General features: G+C 75.5%; 19 protein-coding genes. 8 read left to right on the top strand and 11 right to left on the bottom strand.

Annotated features, from left to right (window positions below; all coding sequences use genetic code 11):
• Nucleotide 1: 1 nt before the first annotated feature.
• The 3 genes from ACIQI7_RS16810 to ACIQI7_RS16800 are packed head-to-tail and all read right to left on the bottom strand — an operon-like array spanning nucleotide 2 to nucleotide 4,172.
• Nucleotides 2-544 (bottom strand): DUF742 domain-containing protein, encoded by a 543-nt coding sequence (locus tag ACIQI7_RS16810; protein ID WP_401110191.1) that lies wholly within the window; start codon nucleotides 542-544, stop codon nucleotides 2-4.
• 5 nt (nucleotides 545-549) lie between these two features.
• Nucleotides 550-1,014 carry a roadblock/LC7 domain-containing protein gene (locus ACIQI7_RS16805; protein ID WP_387757502.1) on the bottom strand — a complete coding sequence of 155 codons (465 nt, stop codon included), beginning with the start codon at nucleotides 1,012-1,014 and terminating at the stop codon, nucleotides 550-552.
• Nucleotides 1,011-4,172 (bottom strand): nitrate- and nitrite sensing domain-containing protein, encoded by a 3,162-nt coding sequence (locus tag ACIQI7_RS16800; RefSeq protein ID WP_401110187.1) that lies wholly within the window; start codon nucleotides 4,170-4,172, stop codon nucleotides 1,011-1,013. The genes ACIQI7_RS16805 and ACIQI7_RS16800 overlap by 4 nt, the downstream gene beginning before the upstream one ends.
• A 361-nt stretch (nucleotides 4,173-4,533) precedes the next feature.
• Here ACIQI7_RS16800 and ACIQI7_RS16795 point away from each other — a divergent pair, with 361 nt between their 5' ends.
• Nucleotides 4,534-5,016, top strand: a complete 483-nt coding sequence (locus tag ACIQI7_RS16795; RefSeq protein ID WP_401110185.1) for a YbaK/EbsC family protein — start codon at nucleotides 4,534-4,536, stop codon at nucleotides 5,014-5,016.
• A 142-nt stretch (nucleotides 5,017-5,158) separates the two neighbouring features.
• The gene (locus ACIQI7_RS16790) at nucleotides 5,159-5,617 is read left to right on the top strand and encodes a MarR family winged helix-turn-helix transcriptional regulator (protein ID WP_401110182.1); all 459 of its coding nucleotides are present in this window, start codon (nucleotides 5,159-5,161) and stop codon (nucleotides 5,615-5,617) included.
• 24 nt (nucleotides 5,618-5,641) lie between these two features.
• Here ACIQI7_RS16790 and ACIQI7_RS16785 read toward each other — a convergent pair whose 3' ends face one another.
• From ACIQI7_RS16785 to ACIQI7_RS16775, 3 genes are all read right to left on the bottom strand, one after another.
• A complete protein-coding gene (locus tag ACIQI7_RS16785; RefSeq protein ID WP_401110179.1) occupies nucleotides 5,642-6,286 on the bottom strand; it encodes a response regulator in 645 nt (214 codons plus the stop codon).
• Nucleotides 6,277-7,440, bottom strand: a complete 1,164-nt coding sequence (locus ACIQI7_RS16780) for a sensor histidine kinase (RefSeq protein ID WP_401110176.1) — start codon at nucleotides 7,438-7,440, stop codon at nucleotides 6,277-6,279. The genes ACIQI7_RS16785 and ACIQI7_RS16780 overlap by 10 nt, the downstream gene beginning before the upstream one ends.
• 149 nt (nucleotides 7,441-7,589) lie before the next feature.
• Nucleotides 7,590-8,255 (bottom strand): DedA family protein, encoded by a 666-nt coding sequence (locus ACIQI7_RS16775; RefSeq protein ID WP_401110173.1) that lies wholly within the window; start codon nucleotides 8,253-8,255, stop codon nucleotides 7,590-7,592.
• Between the two features lie 188 nt (nucleotides 8,256-8,443).
• Between ACIQI7_RS16775 and ACIQI7_RS16770 the strand changes: the two genes are divergently transcribed.
• Entirely contained in the window at nucleotides 8,444-8,947 is a 504-nt protein-coding gene (locus ACIQI7_RS16770) for a hypothetical protein (RefSeq protein ID WP_401110170.1), read from the top strand.
• Between the two features lie 80 nt (nucleotides 8,948-9,027).
• Here ACIQI7_RS16770 and ACIQI7_RS16765 read toward each other — a convergent pair whose 3' ends face one another.
• A complete protein-coding gene (locus tag ACIQI7_RS16765) occupies nucleotides 9,028-9,831 on the bottom strand; it encodes a nucleotidyltransferase domain-containing protein (RefSeq protein ID WP_401110167.1) in 804 nt (267 codons plus the stop codon).
• 207 nt (nucleotides 9,832-10,038) lie between these two features.
• On the opposite strand from ACIQI7_RS16765, the gene ACIQI7_RS16760 reads away from it, so the two are divergent.
• Entirely contained in the window at nucleotides 10,039-11,262 is a 1,224-nt protein-coding gene (locus ACIQI7_RS16760; RefSeq protein ID WP_401110164.1) for a glycosyltransferase, read from the top strand.
• 76 nt (nucleotides 11,263-11,338) lie between these two features.
• Here the strand turns inward: ACIQI7_RS16760 and ACIQI7_RS16755 are convergent, their stop codons facing one another.
• Both ACIQI7_RS16755 and ACIQI7_RS16750 read right to left on the bottom strand, forming a co-directional pair.
• Nucleotides 11,339-12,325, bottom strand: a complete 987-nt coding sequence (locus tag ACIQI7_RS16755) for a hypothetical protein (protein WP_401110162.1) — start codon at nucleotides 12,323-12,325, stop codon at nucleotides 11,339-11,341.
• Nucleotides 12,322-12,855, bottom strand: a complete 534-nt coding sequence (locus ACIQI7_RS16750) for a SigE family RNA polymerase sigma factor (RefSeq protein ID WP_401110160.1) — start codon at nucleotides 12,853-12,855, stop codon at nucleotides 12,322-12,324. Before ACIQI7_RS16750 ends, ACIQI7_RS16755 begins: the two co-directional genes overlap by 4 nt.
• A gap of 138 nt (nucleotides 12,856-12,993) precedes the next feature.
• Between ACIQI7_RS16750 and ACIQI7_RS16745 the strand changes: the two genes are divergently transcribed.
• Nucleotides 12,994-13,755 (top strand): alpha/beta fold hydrolase, encoded by a 762-nt coding sequence (locus ACIQI7_RS16745; RefSeq protein WP_401110157.1) that lies wholly within the window; start codon nucleotides 12,994-12,996, stop codon nucleotides 13,753-13,755.
• A gap of 332 nt (nucleotides 13,756-14,087) precedes the next feature.
• Nucleotides 14,088-14,849, top strand: a complete 762-nt coding sequence (locus ACIQI7_RS16740) for a dienelactone hydrolase family protein (protein WP_401110154.1) — start codon at nucleotides 14,088-14,090, stop codon at nucleotides 14,847-14,849.
• An 84-nt stretch (nucleotides 14,850-14,933) separates the two neighbouring features.
• Here the strand turns inward: ACIQI7_RS16740 and ACIQI7_RS16735 are convergent, their stop codons facing one another.
• Nucleotides 14,934-15,500, bottom strand: coding sequence for a MarR family winged helix-turn-helix transcriptional regulator (locus ACIQI7_RS16735; protein WP_401110153.1), 567 nt, complete (start codon nucleotides 15,498-15,500; stop codon nucleotides 14,934-14,936).
• 73 nt (nucleotides 15,501-15,573) lie between these two features.
• Here ACIQI7_RS16735 and ACIQI7_RS16730 point away from each other — a divergent pair, with 73 nt between their 5' ends.
• Nucleotides 15,574-16,461, top strand: a complete 888-nt coding sequence (locus ACIQI7_RS16730; protein ID WP_401110151.1) for an NmrA family NAD(P)-binding protein — start codon at nucleotides 15,574-15,576, stop codon at nucleotides 16,459-16,461.
• 24 nt (nucleotides 16,462-16,485) lie between these two features.
• Nucleotides 16,486-16,842 (top strand): hypothetical protein, encoded by a 357-nt coding sequence (locus ACIQI7_RS16725; RefSeq protein ID WP_401110148.1) that lies wholly within the window; start codon nucleotides 16,486-16,488, stop codon nucleotides 16,840-16,842.
• 9 nt (nucleotides 16,843-16,851) lie between these two features.
• Here ACIQI7_RS16725 and ACIQI7_RS16720 read toward each other — a convergent pair whose 3' ends face one another.
• Nucleotides 16,852-17,319 carry a protein phosphatase gene (locus ACIQI7_RS16720; RefSeq protein ID WP_401110146.1) on the bottom strand — a complete coding sequence of 156 codons (468 nt, stop codon included), beginning with the start codon at nucleotides 17,317-17,319 and terminating at the stop codon, nucleotides 16,852-16,854.

Here is a 17,319-nt window from a genome sequence, read left to right as displayed (position 1 = left end):
TTCAGAGTCTCCGGAGTCCTTCGCGTACGGCCGTGAGCAGGCCGAGGTCCACGCCCCCGGCGGCCCGGGCCACCGAGAGCGGTGCCCGGGCCTTCAGCAGGCCCTGGGCGACCAGGTCGCCCAGCAGGATCTTGGTGACCGAGACCGGGAGGTCCAGGCCCGCCGACACCTCGGCGACGGCGATCGGGCGCCGGCAGCGTTCGAGGATCAGCCGGTGTTCGGGCTGGAGGCCGCGCGCACCGGCGCGGCTGCCCCGCGCCAGGGCCGCGTCGGCCTCCTCCTCGACCGTGGTGAGCACGGTGATGAGGGTGAGGTCGTCGCGCTCGGGCGCGGTCCGGCCACGGGTGATCGTGTACGGGCGCACCATGCTGCCCGTCCCGTCCTCCGCGTCGTCCTCCTCCAGCTCGCTCCAGTGCGGTACCGCGGCGCGCCGCCCGCCGTCGTCCCGACCGAACCGCGCGGCCGGCTGCGGGCCGGCCCCCGGGTCGGCCTGCCGGCCGTCGTCGAGGCCGTCCCCCCAGGCGTCGTTCCCGTACGGTTCCACCCCGGTCAGCCCCGGTTCCGGGCGGCGAAGGCGTCGAAGGACGCCGGAGCGGCGCCGGGGGCACCGGCGGCGTCGTCGCGGACCGGCGTGGTGAGCTTCTGGCCGACCTGCTGCACCAGGGTGTGCATCGCGACCGACATCACCTCGGCGTCCACCTCCTGGGAGGCGACCACGGCCAGGTGGGTGCCCTGGGCGGCGGCGATGACGAACAGCCAGCACTCGGCGAGCTCGACGATCACCTGGTGCACCGGACCGCCGTCGAACAGCGCCCCGACCCCGCGGGCCAGGCTCTGCTGACCGGTGGCCACGGCGGCCAGGCGCTCGGCGTCGGCCCGCTCGATGGTGCGGGAGTGGCTGACCACGAGACCGTCGTCGGAGAGCAGGACGGCGTTCCTGGTCCCGGGCACCGAGTCGACGAGTCCGTCCAGCAGCCAGTCCAGGTCCTGGTGGGTGGCGATCGTGCGGTTCATGACTGGTCATCCGTTCGTGTGGTTCGGGACTCCGCGGCCGGCAGGGCCCAGGGGGACGGGGCGGGTGCGGGAGCCGGGGGGTCGGCGGGGGCGGGGGAGGTGACCGGCGAGGTGGCGGGCAGCGGGTGCTCGCCGCTGTCCTGGGCCCGGGCGGCGCGGGACTGGCGCTGGAAGGCGCCGATCGCCGCACCCGAGCGCCGCACCGGGCGCTCGGCGCGCTGGAACGGGCCCGCGGGCGTGGCGTCCTCGGCGGGCCGCCCGACCCACTGCGGCTGGGCGGGCGGGGGCACCCGCAGCTCGGCCGCCAGACTGGCCTGCCGGACGCGCTGCGGCAGCGGGGGCTGGCCGCCCTCGGCCGGGCTGAACGGCACCGAGGTCCGGTACTCCCGGGGCTGGCGCCGCTCGGCCAGCCGGTAGTGGTCGGCCGGGCGGTACTGCTCGTCGGCGTACGGCGCCTCGGCCTCGGTGACCCGGGCGTAGGCGATGTCCGGGTAGGCCGGGGCGTCCGGGGCGGGCGCCGGGTCGGCCGGCGAGCTGTGCTCGATGGGCTGCTCCGGTTGGACGGGGTGTTCCGAGCCGTAGGACGGTCCTGACCCGTACGACGGCTCCGCGGCGTACGGCGGTTCACCGGCGTACGGCGGTTCGGAGCCGTACGCCTGCTCGCCCGGGTAGGGCTGCTCGGCGGTGAACGGCTGCTCCGCCGGGTACGGCTGCTCAGCGGCGTACGGCTGCCCGCCCGGGTAGGGCTGCTCGGCGGCGAACGGCTGCTCCGCCGGGAACGGCGCCGGTGGCACCGGGACGTCCTGGAGCGTCGTCTCCGGCCCGTCGGCCGGCCCGTCGCCCGCCCCGGCGTCCGCCCGGGGCAGCCGCAGCGGCACCCGCACCGGCAGGGCCACCGGTTCCGGAACCGGGGCCTGCGGCGGAGTCGGCGCCGGAAGCGGCTCCGGCGCCGACAGCGGCACCGGAGCGGCCTGCGGCGCGAAGTCACCCTGCGCGAAGGAGTCCACCGGAGCGACCGGCGGACCGGCCGGCGCCGGGGCGGGCGTCTCGTCGGAGGCCGAGCGCACCGCCCGGCGCGAGCGGCGCACCAGGGGGATCGGCTCGGTGGCCGTGCCGCCGGCGCCGTCCGGCAGTCCGGTGTCGCCCTCGATGACCAGCTGGTCCGGGACGAGCACGACCACCCGGGTGCCGCCGAAGGCCGACGGGCGGAACTCGATCCTCAGCCCGTGCAGGGAGGCCAGCCGGGAGACCACGTGGAAGCCGAGGCGGATGTCGTCGGCCCGGGCCAGCACGTCGGTGCGTGGCGGGCGGCTCATCAGCTCGTTGGCGGCGTCGTACTGCTCCGGGTCCATGCCGAGGCCCCGGTCCTCGATCTCGATCGCGAGCCCGCGGCCGACCATGGCGGCGCGCACCTCGACCGGCGTGGGCGGCTTGGAGAAGGTGGTGGCGTTCTCCATCAGCTCGGCGAGCACGTGCGCCACCGGGCCGACGGCCCGCTCGGAGAGCCACGGGTGGCCCTCGATGTCGATCGAGATCCGGCGGTAGTCCTGCACCTCGCCCTGCGCGGCGCGCAGCACGTCCAGCAGCGGGACGGGCTTGCGCCAGCGCCGCTGGGGCTGGCCGCCGGCCATGATGACGAGGTTCTCCTCGTAGCGGCGCAGGCGGGCGGTGAGGTGGTCGAGGTCGAAGAGGCCCTCCAGGACCTCCGGATCGTCGTGCCGGCGCTCCAGCTCGTCCAGTTTGCGCAGCTGGCGGCCGATCAGCAGCTGGGTGCGGCGGGCGATGCGCTGGAGCAGCCGCTCGAAGCCGCGGTGCTGCTCGGCCTGGCCGACGGCGGCCTCCAGGGCGGCGGAGCGGGCCAGGTCGAGCGCCTGGCCGAGGCGGGCCAGCTCGTCGGTGCCGTCGCCGTGCGAGCCGGCCGTGATGGTGCGGCTCTCGGCCTCGACGTCCACCTGCTCGCCGCGGCCGAGCCGGTCGACCACCTCGGGCAGGGTGCGCCGCATCTCCTCGGCCTGGGTGTGCAGGTCCTTGATGCGGCGGCGCAGCGAGCGGCTCAGGCGCCAGGAGGCGATGACGACCGCGACGACCGTGATCAGGCCGATGACGGTAGTCAGCACCACGCGGACGAGCAGGTCCATGATGGTGCCCTTGCCGACGTCCACGATGCCGCTGGTGCGGGTCTCCAGGGCCTTGACCAGCGGCGGGTTGAGCTGGTCGAGGGCCTGTCGCCACTGCTCCTGGGCGGCGGGCAGCCTGACGGTGCCGTTGGCCTCGGCGGCGGTGGGCTTGGTGAGCTGCTGTTCGACGGCGGCCTTGGCCTGCCAGGCCGGGCTGTTCATCAGCTCGCGCCAGGCGGCCGACTCGCCCTCCGGGATGTACGGGAGGACCTGGACGGTGAGCAGGTGGTCCTGCGCGCCGATGGTCTGCTGGACGGCCTGGAGGTCGGCGGTGCTCAGCCGGCCGGTGGGCCAGCCGCGGGCGAGGAGGGCGTCCTCGCGGGCGATCATCTCCTTGGCCCAGAAGGCGTTGACCAGGGTCTTGGAGATCCAGGTGACCTCACCGGTGTCCACGTGGCTGAGTGCGGTGAACAGCCGCAGGTCCACCGCGATCAGGTCGGTGTAGTAGGTGTAGACCGTCTGCTGGTCGACGGAGCCGCGGTCCACGTTGGCGCGCTGCTCGGCCAGCCTGCCCATCGCCTGCCGGGCCTCGGTGACGGCGGTGCGCACCTCCTCGGGCGCGCTGTCGGCGGTCTCGCCGGAGAGGGTCTGGAACTGGCGCACCGCCTCGTCGGTCAGCTGGCGCTGGCGGCGGAGCTGGTCGGCGTTGGCGCCGGGCCGGGCGAGCGCCTCGGCGCTGAGCCGGCGCTCCTCCTGGAGGTTGTAGTAGACGATGTTGGACGGCTGTCCGGCCTTCTGGGCCAGCAGGCCCTGGGCGGCCTGCCGTTGGAAGTCGAAGACGGTCTCGCCGCTGGTGACCGCCCAGAGGACGGCGAGGGCGATGCTGGGGACGACGGCCAGGACGAGCAGCGCCGTCCGCAGGGACAGGCGTGGACGCCTGCGGGGGCCCTTCGGCGTCGGGGGCCGCCGATTCGCACGCGCGCGCAGAGCTGACTCCTTGGGGCTGGCGGCCGGCCGGTGAGGGGCGGGCCGTCCGGGCACGGGATTTTTGACGAAGCGATACTAGTCGTACCGTGTGATTGGAGTGAAAACCCGTTCGCCGCCTGAGCCGTGCTTGCGCACGCGGTGGACACAATGTCACCCGGTCGTTGACCGTACGTATGCGGAGCAGGCGCTTCCGGACTTGCTCGACACAGTGTCGACCAGACGCGCGGCCGGTGGATGGCCGTGGTGTGAAAAGTGTGTGACGCACCGACGGAAGACGCTCCGCGGGCGGAGCCGGTACGTCCGCGGGCGTCGACGGGCATCCGCGGGCGTGACGGGCATCTGCGGGCGTCGACGGGCATCCGCGGGCGCGCCGCTCGGTGCGGGCCGCCGTCGGCCCGGACGGCATGATGGGCCGATGACCTCTTCTCTCCCCATCCGCAGTCAGGCCGTCGCCGAAGCGCTGGCGGCGGCCGGTGTCCCCGGCGAGATCCGCGTCCTGCCCGACTCCGCCCGCACCGCCGCCGAGGCCGCCGCCGCGCTCGGCTGCGAGGTCGGCGCCATCGCGAACAGCCTGGTGTTCGTCTGCGACGGAGCGCCACTGCTGGTGATGACCAGTGGCGCCCACCGGGTCGACACCGCCCACCTGGCCGCGCAGCTGGGCACCGGCCCGATCGAGCGCGCCACCGCCGCCCAGGTCCGCGAGGCCACCGGCCAGGCCATCGGCGGCGTCGCCCCGACCGGCCACCCGGCGCGGCTGCGCACCGTGGTCGACACGGCGCTCGAGGCGTACGAGGTGCTCTGGGCCGCCGCCGGGCACCCGCACACCGTCGTGCCGATGACCTACCGGGAGCTGCTCGCCGTCACCGGCGGGACCCCGGCCGCCGTGGCGGCCGAATAGCCGCCACGGCCCGCCCGGCCCGCCGAGGCCGCCCCGCCCGCCCGGGCCGCGCTTGACCTCAAGCCGACTTGAACTCCTATCGTCGTCCGTATCGGAGCGGCCGCCGGAAGGGCGGTCGACGAGGACGGGGAAGGTCCGGGCCGTGGAGTACTCGCACAGCGACGCCGAACTGGTCAAGCAGCCGATCGGCTACTGGAGTTGGGCGGCCTACAAGGCCGTCGTCAGCCGCACCCACGGTGCGCTGGCCGAGCTCGGCACCACCCAGCCGCAGTGGTGGGTACTCGCCCAGCTCGCCCGGGCCGAGCAGCCGCGGACCCGGGACGACGTCTCCGCCGTCCTGCGCGACTACCTGGACACCGGGCCGGAGGCCCTGGGCGCCGAGATCGACGCGACCGTCGAGCGCGGCTGGGTCACCGAGTCCGCCGCGGGCCGGCTCGGCCTCACCCCGGAGGGCCGGGCGTTCTTCGACGAGGCGGCCGCCCTTCAGGACGAGCTGTGGGCCGAGCGCCACGCGGGCATCTCCGACGAGGAGTACCTGGCCGCGCTCAAGGTCCTCCAGCGGTTCATCCACAACACCGGCGGGCAGGCCTGGCACCACTGAGGCGCGGGGTGTCCGAGCGGCGTCCTACCCGCCGAGGTAGCGCAGCACCGCCAGGATGCGGCGGTTGTAGTCGGTGGTGCGGGGCAGCTCCAGCTTGTCGAAGACGGCGTTGAGGTTCTTCTCCACCGCGCTCGACGAGACGTGCAGCCGCTGGGCGATCGCCGCGTTGGTCCAGCCCTGCGCGAGCGCCTCCAGCACGCTGCGCTCGCGTGGGGTGAGCCGGGCCAGCGGGTCGGTCCGGGTGGTGCGCACCACCAGCTGCCGCACCACCTCCGGGTCGATCACCGCGCCGCCCGCCGCCACCCGCACCAGCGCGTCCAGGAACTCGTCGACCTCGGCCACCCGGTCCTTGAGCAGGTACCCGACCCGCTCTGCACCGGCGGCCAACAGCTGCGCCGCGTACCCGCGTTCGATGTGCTGGGAGAGCACCAGGACGCCGACGTCCGGCCACCGCCCGCGGATCTCCACCGCGGCCCGCAGCCCCTCGTCGGTGTGGGTCGGCGGCATCCGGATGTCCACCACCACGACGTCCGGCGGCTGCCGCGCCACCGCCGCCGTCAGCGCCGCGGCGTCCCCGACCGCGGCCAGCACCTCGTGCCCCTCCTCGGCGAGCAGGCGGACCAGGCCCTCCCGCAGCAGGGTCGAGTCCTCGGCGAGGGTCACGCGCATGGCAGCTCCGCGGTGATGACGGTCGGGCCCCCGGCGGGGCTGTGGACGTGGAGGGTACCGTCCAGTGCGGCGACCCGCCCGCGCAGGCCGGTCAGGCCGCTGCCCGCCGGGTCCGCGCCGCCGCCGCCGTCGTCCTCCACCCGTACGGTGAGCAGGCCGGCGGTCAGCTCGACCCGCACCGAGACCGCCGAGGCGGCGGAGTGCTTGGCGGCGTTGGTGACGCACTCGGAGACCACGAAGTAGGCCGCGGTCCGCACGGGTCCGGGCAGCGGGCCGGCCACGTCGTAGCGGAGCCGCAACGGGACGGCGCACCGCTCGGCCACCCCGCCCAGCGCCTCCTCCAGCCCCAGGGTGTCCAGCGCCGACGGGTACGCCCGCCAGGCCACCTCGCGCAGCTCGGTCAGCACCCCCTGCGCCTCCCGGTGCGCCTGGCGCAGCAGCGCCTCCGTCCGCTCCGGGTCCCGGTCGCGGTCCAGGCCGCGCCGCGCCCGGCCGAGCAGCATCGCCAGCGCCACCACCCGCTGCTGCACGCCGTCGTGCAGGTCCCGCTCGATCCGCCGCCGCTCGGTGTCCACCGCCCGCACCACCGCGGCCCGGCTGTCGGCGAGTTCGGCGATCCGGCGGCGCAGCAGCTCGGCCTCGGACGGTCCGAAGCACTCCCGGGCGAGCCGGGCGTCCAGCGCGGCCAGTGAGAACAGGCCCTGCACGGCGAGGAAGAGCAGCACCCCGCCGAGCAGCACCTGGGTCGCCAGCTCCTCCCAGCCCAGCGAGCCGCGCACCACCCCGCCGACCAGCAGCACGGCCAGCACCAGCCCGAAGACCAGCAGCCCCAGCACCACCCCGGCGACCAGTCCGCCACCGCTGCGCACCGCCAGGTAGCGCAGCAGCCTGCGGTCGTCCGCCCGGTAGTGGCGGGGGAAGCGGTCGCCGAAGAAGGCGCTGCGCCGGGCCCGTTCGAGCGCGGCGAGGCGGCGCGCCCCGGACAGCAGGCCCGGCACCGCGTACGGGCGGGTGCGCGGCCAGAGCAGGAACGGGCCGAGGGCGGTGGCGGCGAGCAGGAGGTACAGCGCGCCGATGGCGGCGCTCGGGCAGCCGAGCAGAACTCCGGCCGCACGGCGCGGCCATGACGTGGTGTCCGGTCCGGTCCCCTGCACGGGGCCCGAGCTTACGGGGCGGGCCGGACGTGCGGAGCCCGTGGGGGCGGTGGGACCTGAGGGTTCGGCCGGGCCCAGGAGGCCTGAGGGGCCCGAGGGGGTCGTGGGGCTGGTGGGCCCGGCCGGGCCCGGGCGGCGGACGGGGGCGGTCACCGGGCGCGGCGGTGCTGGGCGGCGCCGTTGCGCCCGCGCCAGCGCATCGCGACGTACCCGGCCACGGCCAGCGCGACCAGCACCAGGACCGCCTTGGAGAACAGACCGACGTACGTCTCCACCACGTCCCAGCGGTCCCCGAGCAGGAACCCGGCCATCACCAGCACGCTGTTCCACACCAGGCTGCCGAGCGTGGTCAGCATGACGAACGCGGGCAGCGGCATCCGCTCGACCCCGGCGGGCACCGAGATCAGGCTGCGGAAGATCGGCACCATCCGGCCCAGCAGCACCGCCTTCGTGCCGTGCCGGGCGAACCAGGCCTCGGTGCGCTCCAGGTCGGAGGCCTTGACCAGCGGCAGGCGGGCCCAGATCGCGTGCATCCGCTCCCGGCCGAACAGGGCGCCCAGCCAGTACAGGACGACCGCTCCGGCGACCGAACCGAGGGTGGTCCAGGTCAGCGCGGAGGCGAGGCTGATCACGCCCTGCCCGGCGGCGAAGCCCGTCAGCGGCAGGATCACCTCGCTGGGCAGCGGCGGGAACAGGTTCTCCAGCGCGATCGCCAGGCCGGCGCCCGGGCCGCCCATGGTGTCCACCAGGTCGGCCGCCCAGCCGGCGAAGCCGTCGGCGGGCTGCTGGGCGACGGCGAGGATCGTGTGCTGCATGCGGGACTCCGGAGGGGTCGGGGGACGGCTTGTCCCCGGTCGACTCCACGCTAGGAACCGCAGGTCATCGGCGGTATGCGGGTTTCCGGCGAACCGGCTGCGGCTTTCCGTACCCCCGCACCCTGCGGTTTTCCGCAGGGTGCCGGAATTCGCTGGCGGGCCCCCGGTCGTGGCGTCAGGATGGCCGCATGGACGCCGTATTCACCCTGGCCCTGCGGCACGACGCCGGGCGGGTGTTCCCCGAGGACCTGCCGATGGCCGCCGCCGAACTGCTGGCGCGGGGCATCGGCGGGGAATCGCCCGCGCTGTGCGAGCTGGCGGGACGGTCGGGCCGGGGTGAGCGGGCGGGCGAGCTGTCGGAGCTGTTGCGGCAGGCGATGGAGGAGCTCGGCCTGCCGGTCCTCGACGAGGAGTTGGTGGAGCGCTGCCGGATGTACGAGACGGCCGTCGAGCTGGTGTCCGGGGAGCTCCCACCCGACGAGGTCGCCGTCACGGCCTGGCGCTGGACCGGTGCGGAGGCGACCGAGGCGGAGCGGCGGTTCGTGGCGGCGGTCGACGAGGCCGGCTGCCCGGACTGCCTCGGCGCGTGGCCGGAGGAGCTGGCGCGGGCCTGGGTCCGGGAGGTGACGGCGGCGGCCGCCGAGGTGGTGGCCGACGGCGATCCGCGCACCACCGCCGGGCTCGGCGGCTGAACTCCGGTCGGCCGCCGGGCGTTCGCTCGGCGGCCGACCGGGGCCGGGCCAGCGCTTCGGCGCGGTCGCGGTCTCCCGGGTCAGCGGTTCAGCGCGGCCACGGTCTCCCGGGTCAGCTCCTGCGCCCGGGCGACGGTGGCCGTCAGCTCGGCCGCCGACCCGCCGGGCGCGGCGAGCAGACCGCGCACGCGCGGGCCGAACTCCGGTGGGGCGTCGGGCAGTCGCTCGGCCACGGCCAGGGCGCCCTTCTCGTTGAGGCACCAGCGGCGGTGGTGGGCGTACAGCGCCTGGACCAGGACGCCGACGGCGCGGGACAGGCAGAGCGACACGTGCAGGGCGTCGGCGCGGGCGGCGCTCTTCGCGGCGGTGTCGAGCAGGAAGCCGGCCTCCCAGGCGGCCGCGGTGAGCGCCTCGCGCAGCGGCTCCGGGTAGTCGGCGGTCTGCCGCTTCAGCCGCGCCAACTCCCCGGTGGGATCGGCCAAGGGCCGCCCGAGGGCGACCTCGCCCGGATAGCAGGGCGACCAGAAACCGAGCGGGTGGCCGGCCTGCGTCCCCACCTCGTAGCGGCCCTGGCGGCAGTCCGCCCAGACCCGTTCGACCCGGTCGAGGTCCCGCAGGATCCAGTCCACGGCGACGCCGTCGACCCGCAGCCACGCCCCGCCGTTGACCCAGGGGCCCCAGCCGCCCGGCCCGGCCACCTCGGTCTCCGGCCCGGCGAGCGCCCGCAGTGCGTCGAGGTCGAGGGCGCCCCGGTAGTACACCCCGAGGTCCCAGTCCGACTCCGGCCGTTCCTCGCCCCGGGCCCGGCTGCCGCCGAGCATCACCCCCACCACGCCGGGTACGCGGGCGAGTCGGGCGGCCGTGTTCTCGATGATCGCGCGCATGGGGAGAGTCTGGCACGTGGTGCGCCGGAGGGACCGGAAGGGCCCGGCGGCCGACGGGAGTTCGGTGTCGCGTCGGCGTTCGCGGAGGTGCACCCACTCCTCGCCACGCTCAACGTATAGCGCACGGGGGGCCTTGCGGCAAGGCCCCGGTGATGGCGCAGAATCACCGGCTCAAGGGCATGATCCACTGGAACGGGGAGTCACGAAGTGCGGGTTGTTCTGTCGACGTACGGGTCGCGCGGGGACGTCGAGCCGATGGCCGCGCTGGCGCTGCGGCTGCGGGAACTGGGCGCTGAGGCGCGGGTGTGCGCGCCGCCGGACGAGGAGTTCGCGGCCCGGCTGGCGGAGGCCGGGGTGGAGCTGGTGCCGGTGGGGCAGTCGGTGCGCGAGCTGGTCAGCGGCCCGCCCCCGGCGCCGTCCGACCTGCCCAAGCGCGCGGCCGCGCTGGTGGAGCAGTTCCACGCGGCGGTGCTCGGCGCGGCCGAGCCCGGCGGCGCGGTGGTGTCCACCGGCCTGTTCCCGGCGGTGGCCGGCTCCCGCTCGGCGGCCGAGCAACTGGGTGCCCGCTTCCGGTACATCGCCCTCCAGCCGACCGTGCTGCCCTCCCCGCACCACCGGCCGTTCGAGTACCCGATGCAGCCGTACCCGCCGGAGGTGACCGACCCCCGGGAGCTGTGGGACCTCAACGTCGGGACGATGAACGCGCTGTTCGGAGGACCGGTCAACGCCCACCGGGCGGCGGTCGGGCTGCCGGAGGTCGACAACGTGCGGGACCACGTCCTCACCGACCGGCCGTGGCTGGCGACCGACCCGCTGCTCGACCCGTGGACGAGCCCGGCCGAGGGCGGCGGCGCGGGCTGGCCCGACGTGGTGCAGACCGGCGCCTGGATCCTGCCGGACGAACGCCCGCTGCCCGCCGACCTGTCGGCCTTCCTGGCGGCCGGCGAGGCGCCGGTGTACGTCGGCTTCGGCAGCATGCCGCTGCGCGACCCGGCGGACGCCGCCCGGGTCGCCGTCGAGGCGGTCCGGGCGCGGGGCCGCCGGGTGCTGCTCGGCCGGGGCTGGGCCCGACTGGCCGAGGTGGACGGGGCCGAGGACTGCTTCGCGATCGGCGAGGTCAACCAGCAGGCGCTGTTCCCGAAGGTCGCCGCCGTCGTCCACCACGGCGGCGCGGGCACCACCACCACGGCCGCCCGGGCCGGCGTGCCCCAGGTGCTGGTCCCGCAGATCGTGGACCAGCCGTACTGGGCCTCGCGGGTGGCGGCGCTGGGCGTCGGCGTCGCCCATGACGGCCCGACCCCGACCGCCGAGTCCCTCACCGCCGCCCTGCGCGAGGCTCTCGCCCCCGCCACCCGCGAGCGCGCCGCCGCCCTCGCCGCCGGCGTCCGCACGGACGGCGCGGCGGTGGCCGCGAAGCTGCTGCTGGGCTGAGGGGGCGGACGGGGAGTGGGAGGTCGGACGGGAGTGGGACGTCGGCCCGGCCGACTGCCCACTCCCGCCGTCCACCTCAGGAGGCCGGTTCGGTGAAGTACCTGGCGCCGGCGTCGGGAAGCTCCCTGCCGTCCTTGTCGAAGAACTGCCAGGACTTCGCCCGCATCGTCCCCGGGCGGGCCACCGCCATCTCCCGGACGGGGGAGTCGGCCACCGTGACGGCCTGCGGCTCGGTGATGCTGCCGTCCGCCCAGGTCACCACCACCCGGCCGACGTCCGGGCCGAGCGAGATCAGCACCAGGTCGACCGGGGGAATGACGCCGTCCTTGCTCGAACGGCCGACCAGGCCGCCGGCGAAGGTGGTCCGGCTGCGCGGGTCGACCCTGCCCGGGGCCGGCCGGGAGCCCGCGGAGTCGTGGCCGAGCCGCTGCCCGTCCAGCGTGAGGTAGACGTTGGTGACGTCGCTGTCCGGTTGCCAGTACTGCCGGACGAACTCCTCCGTCGGCTTGGGGACCGTGGAGTCGTACCGGCTGCGCTCCTCCCACACCGCCGTCGCCTGTTCGAACGCCCGCTCCTGCGGGGCCAGTGGCCACAGCGCCTCCCACAGCTGCCACTGCCTGCCGTCCCCGGTCCGGCCCTGGCCCAGCAGGACCCGGACCGGGGTGAGCGGGTCGCGCACCCCGGGGGTGGTGCCCGTCGCGGGAGCGGTCGGCGCGGCGGCGGTCGGCGCGGGGCCGGTCGCGGTAGCGGTAGGGGCCGCCGCCGGCGCGAGCACGGCGCCGACGCCCGCCGGACCGGTCCCGCGGGCGGCCGCCGGGTCCGGGCGCAGCTGCGCCAGCGCCCCGCCGGTCAGCGCCACCACGGTGGCCAGCGCCGCCGCGCCGACCACCGTACGGCGGCGGTGCCGCAGCCGGCGCCCGCCCGCCACGATGTCCGCCACCGGCGGCGGGCCGACTCGCGCACCGGCCGCCGCCTCGGCCAGGCCGAGCCCCACCCACAGGTCCGTGCCGTCGTCCAGGCCGGCGCCCGTCCCGTCCGGCTCCCGGTTCGTACCGTTCGTCATACCGCTCCTCCGATGCGGGCCGAGCCCTTGAGTTCCACCAGCGCCGTGACCTGCCGCAGCCGGGCGACGCCCTTCGCCGCGTGGCTGCGCACCGCGCCCACCGAGCACCCCATGGCCGCGGCCGTCTGGCTGTCGCTCAGGTCCTCCCAGTGCCGCAGCACCACCGCCTCGCGCTGGCGCGGCGGCAGGGTGGCCAGCGCGGCCAGCAGGGCGCCGCGCTGGTCGGAGCGGGCGAAGCCGTCCTCCACCCCCGCCGCGTCCGGCACCGCGTCCACCAGCAGCTCCGGTGCCCGGCGGCGCCAGCGGCGGGCGTGCTGGTTGACCAGGATCCGCCGCACGTAGGCGTACGGATCGTCGGCCCGGCGCACCTTCGACCAGGCCGCGCAGGCCTTCTCGGCGGCGGACTGCACCAGGTCCTCGGCCGCGTACTGTTCGCCGGCCAGCAGGTACGCCGTCCGCACCAGGCGCGGCCAGACCGCGACGATGAACGCCTGGAACCCGTCGTCCCGATCACTCTTCGCTTCTCCCATGAGCACCTCCTTCACCCGTCCAGAGCCCGGGGCGGCCGGAAACGCTTACCGGTGGGGCGAATCAAGCTGCTCGGGGCAAAAGCTGCTCGGGCAAAAAGTGCTTGGGGAACGGGCGGCGAGGGCGCTACTATCCGCCTGATGATCATTTCTCATGATGTAGCAGGCAGTGGGCCCGCCGTGGTTCTGCTGCACTCCTCGGTGTGCGACCGTCGGATGTGGGACGCCCAGTGGCAGCCGCTGATCGACGCCGGTTACCGGGTGGTCCGCTGCGACTTCCACGGTTTCGGCGAGACGCCGCTCTCGGAGGTCCCGTACAGCGACACCGCGGACGTCCTGGCGCTGCTCGACCACCTCGGCATCGAGACCGCCGCCCTGGTCGGCGCCTCCCACGGCGGCCGGATCGCCCTGACGGCCGCCGCGCTGCGCCCCGAGGCGGTGACCGCGCTGGCCCTGCTCGGCGCGGGCATGCCCGGACACCAGCCCAGCGACACCCTGCGCGCCTTCGGCGGCCGCGAGGACGAGCTGATCGAGGCCGGGGAGATCGACGCGGCCGTCGAGCTGAACGTCGAGGCCTGGCTCGGCCCGGAGGCCGACGAGGAGACCCGCGCGAAGGTCCGCCGGATGCAGCGCCACGCCTTCGACGTCCAGCTGGAGGCGACGGTCGGCCCCGACCGCGAGGACGTCGACCTCAGCCGGATCACCGCGCCCACTCTGGCCGTGTCCGGCGCCCACGACTTCCCGGACTTCCGGGAGATCGCCGCGGCCCTCCCCACCATCCTCCCCGACGCCCGCCACCAGGAACTCCCCTGGGCCGGCCACCTCCCCAGCCTGGAACGCCCCGCCGAGACCACCGAGCTGCTCCTCGCCTTCCTGCGCGAGTCGGCCCCGGTCGCGCGGTAGCACCCCCGCCCGCCCACCGGTCTCCTCGGTGGGCGGCCCCGCGCCGGGCCGGTGGAGGTGTCCTCCCCGCTTCGGCGGTGCCGGGGGTATCTTCGGACGTACGCGCTCGCACGGCCCCCGGAAGTGATCCGGGGGCTGTTCGCGTCCGTCGTCGAGATCATCGCGTCGCCGGTGGGCACCGTACCGGCCGGTCCCCGCGACGTGTCCCGCCGTTCCTCCCGGACCGCCGTGCCGAGCCTCCCTGACCGCCGGGAACGCCGCCGTCCGCGGCCGGTCCGTCGACAACGGGAAAAGCCGGGACTCGAACGTGTGTCGGGAGCCATGATGGCGGGGTGCACTTCACCTCGGAATCCAGCGCGGACGGCGTGACGGAACGCCGCTTCACCCTCGACGGCGTGCCCGGTGTGCTCTGGCAGCCGGACGGACCGCCCCTCGACGGGCGGCCGTTGGTGCTGCTGGGACACGGAGGTGGCCAGCACAAGCTGGGGCAGGGGCAGGTGGACCGGGCCCGGCGGTGCGTGCGGCGGCACGGGTTCGCGGCGCTGGCGCTGGACGCGCCCGGGCACGGGGAACGGCCGCGCAGCGCGCAGGACGAGCGGTTCGCCACCGAGATCGGGGAGCTCATCGCGGCGGGCCGACCGATCAGCGCCTGGGTCGCGCGGCACACGGCGGCGCTCGCGGAGCGGGCGGTGCCGGAGTGGGTGGCCGTGCTGGACGCACTGGGCGAGCGGGGGGAGTGGGGGGACCGCGGGGAGGTCTTCGGACCGGTGGGTTTCTGGGGCCTGTCGCTGGGGAGCGTGATCGGCATCCCGCTGGCGGCGGTCGAACCGCGCATCGCCGTCGCGGTGTTCGGGCTGACGGGGCACGCGTCGCAGACGGAGGCGGCGGCCCGGGTCGGGGTACCGGTGGAGTTCCTCCTGCAGTGGGACGACGAGTTGGTCCCGCGCGAGGGGGCGCTCGCACTGTTCGGCGCGCTGGGTTCGCGGGAGAAGACGCTGCACGCCAACCCCGGCGGCCACTTGGACGTTCCGGAGCTCGAACTGGCCTCGTCCGAAGAGTTCCTGGCCCGGCATCTGGGCGGCCGGGCGCAGTGAACGCGGGCTCCGGCGTCGCCTGTCTCAACCGTCCGTAGAACAGTTGCCCGCCTCCCCGGCGTCGCTCGACTCGCCGGCCCCGCCTTACTCGGCGACGTCGCTCGACTCGCCGCCCCCACCTGGCTCGGCGACGTCGCTCGACTCACCGGCCCCGCGTGGCTCGCCGGCGTTGCTCGGCCGGCCGGAGTCCATCGCCGCCAGGCGGGCGGCCTGGCGGTGGCCGAGCTCGACCGTACGGTTCATGTGCCGCAGCAGGAAGGCGAGTTCGTCCTCGCTGTCCTCGGCGAAGGCGGCCACCCAGTCGGTGGACAGTTCGCGCCACACCTCCCCGAAGCGCTCCAGCGCCTCGGGGAGGACCACGACCAGCACGCGGCGCCGGTCCGCCTCGTCCCGCTGCCGGGCGACCAGCCCGGCCCTCGCCAGCCGGTCGACCAGCCGGGTGGCCGAGCCGCTGGTGAGCCCGGTGAGCTCGGCGATCCGGCCGGTGGTGACCGGCCCGTCCTCCAGGGTGAGCAGGTTGAGGCACTGGACGTCGGTCGGGTGCATGCCCAGGTGGTCGGCGACGGCCTGGTTGAACAGGACGTACGAGGCCAGGTAGCGGCGCGAGGCCGGCCACAGCCGTGCCATCAGGTCGTCGCGGGTCGTCGTCATGGGGGAAGGGTAACCGGCCGGGTTCAGCGATATTTATTTGCGTCGCGCAGATATATATCTCTATGTTGTCTGCATGACGCAGATAAACAACCCGGTCGCCGCCTCGCTCCCCGTCGCCGTGACCGGAGCCACCGGCGCCCAGGGCGGCGCCACCGCCCGCGCCCTGCTGCGCGCCGGCCGCCCCGTCCGCGCCCTCACCCGTGACCCCGGCTCGCCCGCCGCCGCCGAACTCGCCGCACTCGGCGCCGAGTCGGCCCACGCCGACTTCGACGACCCGGCCTCGCTCGCCGCCGCCCTCGACGGCGCCGGCGCGCTGTTCGCGATGTCCACCCCGTTCGGAACCGACCCCGACACCGAGGTCCGCCAGGGCATCGCCCTGCTGGACGCCGCCCGGGCCGCGGGCACCGTCCGGCACGTCGTCTTCACCTCCGCCACCAACGCCGACCGCTCCACCGGCATCCCGCACTTCGACAGCAAGTACCGCATCGAGCGGCACCTGGCCGGCCTCGACCTGCCCTGGACCGTCCTCGGCCCCGCCGCGTTCCTGGACAACTACGCCAACGACTGGACGCTCCAGTCCCTCCGCGACGGCGTCTTCCACCTCCCCATGCCGCCCGGCGTCCCGCTGCCCGTGATCGCCGCCGACACCATCGGCGCCTTCGCCGCCCACGTCCTCGCCCGGCCCGACGCCTACGCGGGCCGACGCATCGACATCGCCTCCCAGTGGTGCACCGGCGAGCAGATCGCCGCCGCCATCAGCGCGGCGAGCGGCCGCGCCATCCGCTGCGAGGAGGTGCCGCTCTCGGTCGTGGCCGGCTACTCGGAGGACCTCGCCGCGATGTTCCGCTACTTCCAGGACCCGGGCCTCGACGTCGACACCGACGCCCTGCACGCCGCACACCCGGACATCGACTGGCAGTCCCTCGACACCTGGGCGGCCGCCCGCACCTGGGATCTCTGACCTCCAGGGCCTACCGCTGCCCCGATGGCACCCAGGACACCGCGCAGGATCCACGTCGACGGCCGCGACTACCGCTGGGTGGTCCGCTTCCACGACGCCGAGCACGTGGTGGTCCGCATCTGGCCCGACCGGCGGTCCGGCCGCCGGGTGGAACTGGTCCGACGCTTCGACGACCCGTGGCTCAACTACGGCACCCTGCTGACCGCCCCCGCCGACCGCGTCGCCGAGGTCTTCAACCTCGCCCCCGTCACCCCGTTCCTCGCCGCGACCCTCGTGCGCGCCGCCCTCGCCGCCGGGTGGCACCCTGACCAGCCGGGCGCCCCGGAGCGCTTCACGGTGACGGGGGAGGAGCCGGACGTCACGCTCGTCCGGCGGAGCTGAGGTGGACCGTCACGCGCCGGAGGCCAGCCGCTCCACGAACTTGCGCTGCCAGGGCGTTTCGACGGCGTGCCGGCTGTAGTGCTCGCGCACGTACGCCACCGCCTCGGTGGGCGGGACGCCGTCGAGGACGGCGATGCAGGCGAGGGCGGTGCCGGTACGGCCGCGGCCGCCGGCGCAGGCGAGTTCGACGCGTTCGGTGGGGGAGCGGTCCCAGGCTTCGCGGAAGGCGTCGGCGGCGTCCGCGCGGTCGGCGGGGAGACGGAAGTCGGGCCAGCGGACCCAGCGGCTCGGCCAGTCGAAGGGCTGCGGCCGACGGCCCAGCAGGTAGAGCCCGAAGCTCGGTCGGGCGCCGGGCGGCAGGGGGTGGCTGAGGCCGCGGCCGCGCAGGAGGCGGCCGGAGGGCAGGCGCAGGACGCCGGGGGCGGTCGGGTCCCAGGTGGCGGGAGCGGTCGGGTCCCAGGTGGCGGGGTCGGTCAT

The organism is Kitasatospora sp. NPDC092039 (assembly GCF_044756065.1).
Lineage (GTDB): Bacteria > Actinomycetota > Actinomycetes > Streptomycetales > Streptomycetaceae > Kitasatospora.
The sequence above is the reverse complement of the archived record's forward strand: the minus strand, read 5'-3'. Positions and strand labels throughout refer to the sequence as shown.

Bases quoted from the DNA above. Each gene is read 5' to 3' on its own strand.
- ACIQI7_RS16805 (WP_387757502.1), bottom strand. From the start codon at position 1,014: ATGAACCGCACGATCGCCACCCACCAGGACCTGGACTGGCTGCTGGAC.
- ACIQI7_RS16775 (WP_401110173.1), bottom strand. From the start codon at position 8,255: ATGCAGCACACGATCCTCGCCGTCGCCCAGCAGCCCGCCGACGGCTTC.
- ACIQI7_RS16795 (WP_401110185.1), top strand. From the start codon at position 4,534: ATGACCTCTTCTCTCCCCATCCGCAGTCAGGCCGTCGCCGAAGCGCTG.
- ACIQI7_RS16765 (WP_401110167.1), bottom strand. From the start codon at position 9,831: ATGCGCGCGATCATCGAGAACACGGCCGCCCGACTCGCCCGCGTACCC.
- ACIQI7_RS16785 (WP_401110179.1), bottom strand. From the start codon at position 6,286: ATGCGCGTGACCCTCGCCGAGGACTCGACCCTGCTGCGGGAGGGCCTG.
- ACIQI7_RS16750 (WP_401110160.1), bottom strand. From the start codon at position 12,855: ATGGGAGAAGCGAAGAGTGATCGGGACGACGGGTTCCAGGCGTTCATC.
- ACIQI7_RS16735 (WP_401110153.1), bottom strand. From the start codon at position 15,500: ATGACGACGACCCGCGACGACCTGATGGCACGGCTGTGGCCGGCCTCG.
- ACIQI7_RS16745 (WP_401110157.1), top strand. From the start codon at position 12,994: ATGATCATTTCTCATGATGTAGCAGGCAGTGGGCCCGCCGTGGTTCTG.
- ACIQI7_RS16770 (WP_401110170.1), top strand. From the start codon at position 8,444: ATGGACGCCGTATTCACCCTGGCCCTGCGGCACGACGCCGGGCGGGTG.
- ACIQI7_RS16755 (WP_401110162.1), bottom strand. From the start codon at position 12,325: ATGACGAACGGTACGAACCGGGAGCCGGACGGGACGGGCGCCGGCCTG.
- ACIQI7_RS16720 (WP_401110146.1), bottom strand. From the start codon at position 17,319: ATGACCGACCCCGCCACCTGGGACCCGACCGCTCCCGCCACCTGGGAC.
- ACIQI7_RS16730 (WP_401110151.1), top strand. From the start codon at position 15,574: ATGACGCAGATAAACAACCCGGTCGCCGCCTCGCTCCCCGTCGCCGTG.
- ACIQI7_RS16725 (WP_401110148.1), top strand. From the start codon at position 16,486: ATGGCACCCAGGACACCGCGCAGGATCCACGTCGACGGCCGCGACTAC.